General features: G+C 71.8%; 7 protein-coding genes. 1 reads left to right on the top strand and 6 read right to left on the bottom strand.

What is annotated here, in order from left to right:
* Positions 1-62 precede the first annotated feature (62 nt).
* The 3 genes from glmM to rplM all read right to left on the bottom strand — a co-directional run bounded on the left by glmM (position 63) and on the right by rplM (position 2,535).
* On the bottom strand, positions 63-1,421 hold the full coding sequence (gene glmM, locus MUU72_RS11635) for a phosphoglucosamine mutase (protein ID WP_248013096.1): 1,359 nt from the start codon (positions 1,419-1,421) through the stop codon (positions 63-65).
* Between the two features lie 125 nt (positions 1,422-1,546).
* Positions 1,547-2,050 carry a 30S ribosomal protein S9 gene (gene rpsI, locus MUU72_RS11630; protein WP_248013095.1) on the bottom strand — a complete coding sequence of 168 codons (504 nt, stop codon included), beginning with the start codon at positions 2,048-2,050 and terminating at the stop codon, positions 1,547-1,549.
* A 41-nt stretch (positions 2,051-2,091) separates the two neighbouring features.
* Positions 2,092-2,535 carry a 50S ribosomal protein L13 gene (gene rplM / locus MUU72_RS11625; protein ID WP_248013094.1) on the bottom strand — a complete coding sequence of 148 codons (444 nt, stop codon included), beginning with the start codon at positions 2,533-2,535 and terminating at the stop codon, positions 2,092-2,094.
* A gap of 350 nt (positions 2,536-2,885) precedes the next feature.
* On the opposite strand from rplM, the gene MUU72_RS11620 reads away from it, so the two are divergent.
* Positions 2,886-3,746, top strand: a complete 861-nt coding sequence (locus MUU72_RS11620) for a hypothetical protein (protein WP_248013093.1) — start codon at positions 2,886-2,888, stop codon at positions 3,744-3,746.
* Positions 3,747-3,788: 42 nt separating this feature from the next.
* Here MUU72_RS11620 and truA read toward each other — a convergent pair whose 3' ends face one another.
* The 3 genes from truA to MUU72_RS11605 all read right to left on the bottom strand — a co-directional run bounded on the left by truA (position 3,789) and on the right by MUU72_RS11605 (position 6,364).
* On the bottom strand, positions 3,789-4,643 hold the full coding sequence (gene truA / locus MUU72_RS11615) for a tRNA pseudouridine(38-40) synthase TruA (protein ID WP_248013092.1): 855 nt from the start codon (positions 4,641-4,643) through the stop codon (positions 3,789-3,791).
* A gap of 84 nt (positions 4,644-4,727) precedes the next feature.
* The gene (gene rplQ, locus MUU72_RS11610; RefSeq protein WP_248013091.1) at positions 4,728-5,201 is read right to left on the bottom strand and encodes a 50S ribosomal protein L17; all 474 of its coding nucleotides are present in this window, start codon (positions 5,199-5,201) and stop codon (positions 4,728-4,730) included.
* A 140-nt stretch (positions 5,202-5,341) separates the two neighbouring features.
* The gene (locus MUU72_RS11605; protein WP_066980894.1) at positions 5,342-6,364 is read right to left on the bottom strand and encodes a DNA-directed RNA polymerase subunit alpha; all 1,023 of its coding nucleotides are present in this window, start codon (positions 6,362-6,364) and stop codon (positions 5,342-5,344) included.
* Positions 6,365-6,439: the final 75 nt, after the last annotated feature.

Raw genomic sequence — 6,439 nt, 5'->3', positions numbered from 1 at the left:
CCGGGGGGGGGGCCCGGGCTCCGCGGGGGGCCCGCCGCGCGCACGGGCGGAATCCGCCGCCGTCAGCCCAGTGCCGTCTTGACCGCGTCGGCCAGCCGCTCGGCCACCGCCCGCGCCTGCTCGATGTCGGCCGCCTCGACCATCACCCGCACCAGCGGCTCGGTCCCGGACGGCCGCAGCAGCACCCGCCCGGTGGCGCCCAGCTCCCGCTCCGCCTCGCCGACCGCCGCGGCCAGCTCCGGGGAGGTGGCCACCCGCGACTTGTCCACGTCCGGCACGTTGATGAGGATCTGCGGCAGCCGCTCCATCACCCCGGCCAGCTCGGCCAGCGGCCGCCCGGTCGCGGCGACCCGGGCCGCCAGCATCAGCCCGGTCAGCGTCCCGTCACCGGTGGTGGCGTGGTCCAGCACGATCACGTGCCCGGACTGCTCACCGCCCAGCGCGAAGCCGTGCGCCTTCATCTCCTCCAGCACGTACCGGTCGCCGACCGCGGTCTGCACCAGCGCGATACCGGCCCGCTCCATGGCGAGCTTGAAGCCGAGGTTGGACATGACGGTGGCCACGACGGTGTTCTGCCGCAGCGTCCCGGCCTCCCGCATGCCCAGCGCCAGGACCGCGAGGATCTGGTCGCCGTCGACCTCGTTGCCCGCGTGGTCCACGGCCAGGCAGCGGTCGGCGTCCCCGTCGTGGGCGACACCGAGGTCGGCGCCGTGCTCGACCACCGCGGCCCGGAGCTTGTCCAGGTGGGTGGAGCCGCAGGCGTCGTTGATGTTCAGCCCGTCCGGCTCGGTGCCGATCGTGACGACCTCGGCCCCGGCCCGCGCGAACGCCTCCGGCGACACCCGGGCCGCCGCGCCGTGCGCCCCGTCGATGACGATCTTCAGCCCGTCCAGGCGGTTGGGCAGCACCCCGACCAGGTGCGCGACGTACTTGTCGAAGCCCTCGTCGTAGTCGGTGACCCGGCCCACCCCGGCGCCGGTCGGCCGGTCCCACGGCTCACCGGAGCTGTGCGCCCGGTAGGTCCGCTCGATCCGGTCCTCCAGCTCGTCGGCGAGCTTGTGCCCGCCGCGCGCGAAGAACTTGATCCCGTTGTCGGGCATCGGGTTGTGGCTGGCCGAGAGCATCACGCCCAGGTCCGCGCCGAGCGCGCCGGTCAGGTACGCGACCGCCGGGGTCGGCAGCACGCCCACCCGCAGCACGTCCACCCCGGCGCTGGCCAGGCCGGCCACCACCGCGGCCTCCAGGAACTCCCCCGACGCCCGCGGATCACGTCCGACCACGGCCACCGGCCGGTGCCCCTCGAACGTGCCTGCCTCGGCCAGCACGTGCGCCGCCGCGACCGAGAGGCCGAGCGCCAGCTCCGCCGTCAGATCCGCGTTGGCGACACCGCGCACACCGTCCGTGCCGAAGAGTCGTCCCACTGCTGTCCTCCATTGCGATCCACCAGGCGCCGCCCCGGGCGCCCGCCACCGGGGTGCCTACGAGAACGCCCCGGCAGCACACAGCGGTGCCGCCGGGGCGAACGTGACGTACAAGCAGGCAGCGATTAGCGCTTGCTGTACTGCGGAGCCTTGCGGGCCTTCTTCAGACCGGCCTTCTTGCGCTCGACCGCACGGTCGTCGCGCTTGAGGAACCCGGCCTTCTTCAGGGCGGGGCGGTTGTTGTCCACGTCCGCCTCGTTCAGCGCACGGGCCACGCCCAGGCGCAGCGCGCCGGCCTGGCCGGAGATGCCGCCGCCGGCGATGCGGGCGATGACGTCGTAGCGGTTCTCCAGCTCGAGCACCTTGAAGGGCTCGTTGACTTCCTGCTGGTGCACCTTGTTCGGGAAGTAGCCCTCAAGGGTGCGGCCGTTGATCTTCCACTGGCCGGTGCCCGGGACGATCCGGACGCGCGCGATGGCGTTCTTGCGGCGGCCCAGGCCGGCGGCCGGCTGCGGCTCGCCGAAGCGGGAGGCGAGGGACTCGGAGGTGTACTCCGTCTCCACGGTCTCCGACTCGGTGGTGTACTGCTCGACCTCGTCCAGCGGGATCTCGGGGGTGGTCTCAGCCACGATGCTTCCTCAGATTCTCTGTCGTCTTGGGGTGGCCGGACTTACTGCGCGACCTGGGTGATCTCGAACGGGACCGGCTGCTGAGCAGCGTGCGGGTGCTCGGCGCCCGCGTAGACCTTCAGCTTCGAGAGCATCTGACGGCCGAGGGTGTTCTTGGGAAGCATGCCCTTGACGGCCTTCTCGACGGCCTTCTCGGGGTTCTTCTCCAGCAGCTCGTCGTAACGGACCGAGCGCAGACCGCCCGGGTAGCCGGAGTGGCGGTACGCCATCTTCTGGGTGCGCTTGTTGCCGGAGAGGTGCACCTTGTCGGCGTTGATGATGATGACGAAGTCACCGGTGTCAACGTGAGGGGCGTAAACCGGCTTGTGCTTACCCCGCAGGAGGGACGCGGCCTGGCTGGCCAGACGGCCCAGAACCACGTCCTGCGCGTCAATGATGTGCCACTGGCGCTGAACATCGCCGGGCTTGGGGCTGTACGTACGCACGTCTTAGCCTTCGCTTCGTGAGTTGGGGTATCCCCGGATCCGTGCGGACCGCGGGGAAGGGTCCTGTACTGGCACCGGGGCTGCTCACACAGTGAGACGGCACCACGGGTGACGCAACCCGTTCGTCCGCCACTGGTCAGCTGCCCGGAAGCCGGCGTAAGGCCCCTCACGTGAGATAGAGCAAGCCCATACGCATAACGAACTCGCAGGATACTGACCCGACCCCGTACGGGTCAAAACGCGACCCGGACACGCGTGCGGCCCGCCCCCTTCGCCGGCGCCCGGAACGGCCCGGAACGGGACCCGCTCCGCCCGCCACAGCGGCGGATCGGCACATTAGGATGCCCGGCATGAGCTTTGGGCAAGGGGGGCCGTTCGAGGGCCCCGGGGGATCCACTCCGGACTGGGAGGCGCTCGCCGACGAGAGCGAGGCGCGCGCCCGCCGCAAGCGCTGGCTGATGATCGGCGGCGGCGCGGTCGCCGCCCTCGCGGTCGCCGGCATCGTCGCCGCCGCGGTGATCAGCAGCGGCTCACCCGGCGGCAACCCCACCGCCCGGCCCTCCGCCTCCGGCTCCACCGCCGTACCGGACGACAAGCCGTCCTTCCCCGACGTCTCGGTCCCGCCGCCGCCCAACCCGCAGGACTACATCTCCGACCCCAAGAAGGACACCGCGCCGCTCACCCCGGCCACCCTCTTCCCGCAGCCGACCATGGTCGTCGGCGAGCACAGCTACCCGCGGACCGCCACCGACGCCAGCGCCGACTGCACCGCCGCCGCCCAGGGCCCCCTGGTCTCCTCGCTCACCCACAACGGCTGCCGGAAGCTGCTGCGCGCCACCTACGCCAAGGACGGGGTCGCGGTCACCATCGGCGTCGCCGTCTTCGACTCCCCCGCCCAGGCCGCCGCGGTGATGAACGAGGGCAAGCCCAACCTCAAGCCGCTGGCCGGCGGCGGCGTCCCCGCGGACTTCTGCCAGGGCAGCAAGTGCCTGATGACCACGAACGCCACCGGCCGCTACGCGTACTTCACCATCGCCGGCTTCACCAGCGGCAAGGACGTCACCGCGACCGCGACCGCGGCCCAGCAGATCGGCCGGGACGGCGGCGGCTACGCCTTCAGCCAGATCAGCCAGCGCGGCAAGGACCAGGCCGCCGCGGCCGCCGCCCAGCAGCTCCGGGAAGCCCGGCGCAAGGCCGGCCTGACCTCCTGACCCGCCCCGGCGCCGCCCGCCCGCGGCGCCGGGCCCGCCCGGTCAGCAGCAGCCGCCGCCGGCCGGCAGCGTCCGCCTGTTGCGCGCCTCGCGGTTCCGCGCCATCAGCAGCTCGTCGGCCGGGTAGCCGACCTCCTCCAGCGTCAGCCCGTGCGGCCGCACCACGTGCACCGCGGAGTCCCGCACCCCGGCGGCCAGCACCTTCCCCGGCCAGTCCACCGGCCGGTGCCCGTCGCCCACGAACAGCAGCGCGCCGACCAGCGACCGCACCATGTTGTGGCAGAACGCGTCCGCCCGGACCGTCGCCGTGACGATCCCGTCCGCGCCGCGCTCCCAGCTCAGCTCCTGGAGCGTGCGGATGGTCGTCGCCCCGTCCCGCCGCTTGCAGTACGCCGCGAAGTCGTGCTCGCCCAGCAGCGGCCGCGACGCCGCGTTCATCGCCGCCACGTCCAGGTCCCAGTCGTGCCACAGCACGTGTCCGCGCAGCAGCGGATCGACACCGCCGCGCCGGTCGGTCACCCGGTACGCGTACCGCCGCCAGATCGCCGAGAACCGCGCGTTGAAGCCGTACGGCGCCTCGCCGACCCGCCACACCCGCACGTCCTTGGGCAGCCGCCCGGCCAGCCGCCGCAGCAGCTTGTCGCCGTGCTCGGCCCACAACCCCGCCGGCAGGTCCACGTGCGCCACCTGGCCGCGCGCGTGCACCCCGGCGTCGGTGCGCCCGGCGACGGTGAGCTCCCAGGTCTCGCCGGACCGCGTCACGGTCCGGATGGCGTCCTCCAACTCCCCCTGGACCGTGCGCCGTTCGCGCTGCCTGGCCCACCCGGAGAACTCCGTGCCGTCGTACGACAGGTCCAGCCGCACCCGGACGAACCCGGGCTCCACTTCGTCACTCACACCAGCAATCCTCTCAGGCCCGCCGCACACGAAAGCGGGCCCGCCCCCCGCAGGGGACGGGCCCGCTCACGCGGAAACCGGGACTCAGGCGTCCTCGCCCTTGGCCTCGGTGGTCTCCTCGGCCTTGGCGGCCTCGTCGGCCTCCTTCACCGCGCGCTTGGTCGCGGCCTCGGCCTCGGCGACGGTCGCCTTCTTGGCGATCTCGCCCTCGACCAGCTCGATGACGGCCATGGGGGCGTTGTCACCGCGGCGGTTGCCGATCTTGGTGATACGGGTGTAGCCACCCGGACGCTCCGCGAACCGCGGCGCGATCTCGGTGAAGAGCGTGTGCACGACGCTCTTGTTCGTGATCAGCTCCATGACCTGGCGGCGGTTGTGAAGGTCGCCCTTCTTCGCCTTGGTCACCAGGCGCTCCGCGAACGGACGCAGACGACGGGCCTTGGCCTCGGTCGTCGTGATGCGGCCGTGCTCGAAGAGGTTGGTCGCCAGGTTGCGCAGGAGCGCCTTCTCGTGCGCCGCGCTGCCGCCCAGACGGGCGCCCTTGGTGGGCTTCGGCATGGTGTATCTCCTTCATCGCTGCACCGGCCGTATCAGGTACCGGTGTCAGTTCCCGCGAGGCGGCCGCCCCGCGGAAGTCCCACTGCGCCCGCACGGCGGGGCGGCCGGAAGAACCCGGCCGCCCCGCCGTGCCGGACGGCTCAGTACTGCTCGGTCTCCACGAAGCCCTGGTCGGCGTCGTCGTCCGCGCCGAAGGCGTCCGCGGCAGCGGTCGGGTCGAACCCGGGGGGCGAGTCCTTCAGCGCCAGGCCCATACCGGCCAGCTTCGCCTTGACCTCGTCGATCGACTTCGCACCGAAGTTGCGGATGTCGAGCAGGTCCGCCTCGGAGCGCGCCACGAGCTCACCCACGGAGTGGATGCCCTCGCGCTTGAGGCAGTTGTAGGAGCGGACGGTGAGCTCCAGCTCCTCGATCGGCAGCGCCAGGTCGGCGGCGAGGGCGGCGTCCGTCGGGGACGGGCCCATGTCGATGCCCTCGGCGTCGATGTTCAGCTCGCGGGCCAGACCGAACAGCTCGACCAGGGTCTTGCCGGCCGACGCCATGGCGTCGCGCGGGCGCATGGCCTGCTTGGTCTCGACGTCGACGATCAGCTTGTCGAAGTCGGTGCGCTGCTCGACACGGGTCGCCTCGACCTTGTAGGTGACCTTGAGCACCGGCGAGTAGATCGAGTCGACCGGGATCCGGCCGATCTCCTGGCCGACCTGCTTGTTCTGCACCGCGGAGACGTAGCCGCGACCGCGCTCGACGGTCAGCTCCATCTCCAGCTTGCCCTTGCCGTTCAGCGTGGCCAGGACCAGGTCGGGGTTGTGCACCTCGACACCGGCCGGCGGGGCGATGTCGGCGGCGGTGACCAGACCCGGGCCCTGCTTGCGCAGGTACATCACGACCGGCTCGTCGTGCTCCGAGGAGACGACCAGCTGCTTGATGTTGAGGATCAGGTCGGTGACGTCCTCCTTGACGCCGGGCACGGTGGTGAACTCGTGCAGCACGCCGTCGATGCGGATGGACGTGACCGCCGCACCCGGGATCGAGGAGAGCAGGGTCCGGCGGAGGGAGTTGCCGAGGGTGTAGCCGAAGCCCGGCTCCAGCGGCTCGATCACGAACCGCGAGCGGTACTCGTCGACGACCTCTTCGGTCAGGGAGGGGCGCTGAGCGATCAGCATGGTGTTCGTTCCTTCAGTCGTGGACGCCCGCTATTTGACGTCCGCTGTACTGACAAGGGTACGGGCGGTACGGCG

The organism is Streptomyces rhizoryzae, from assembly GCF_023155275.1.
Taxonomy (GTDB): domain Bacteria; phylum Actinomycetota; class Actinomycetes; order Streptomycetales; family Streptomycetaceae; genus Streptomyces; species Streptomyces rhizoryzae.
Note: the sequence above shows the minus strand (reverse complement) of the source record. Positions and strands in the feature narration are given on the sequence as shown.

What these genes read in the sequence shown, in the direction of transcription:
- MUU72_RS11620 (WP_248013093.1), top strand. Translation starts at nt 2,886, where the DNA reads ATGAGCTTTGGGCAAGGGGGGCCGTTCGAGGGCCCCGGGGGATCCACT.
- rplQ (WP_248013091.1), bottom strand. Translation starts at nt 5,201, where the DNA reads ATGCCGAAGCCCACCAAGGGCGCCCGTCTGGGCGGCAGCGCGGCGCAC.
- MUU72_RS11605 (WP_066980894.1), bottom strand. Translation starts at nt 6,364, where the DNA reads ATGCTGATCGCTCAGCGCCCCTCCCTGACCGAAGAGGTCGTCGACGAG.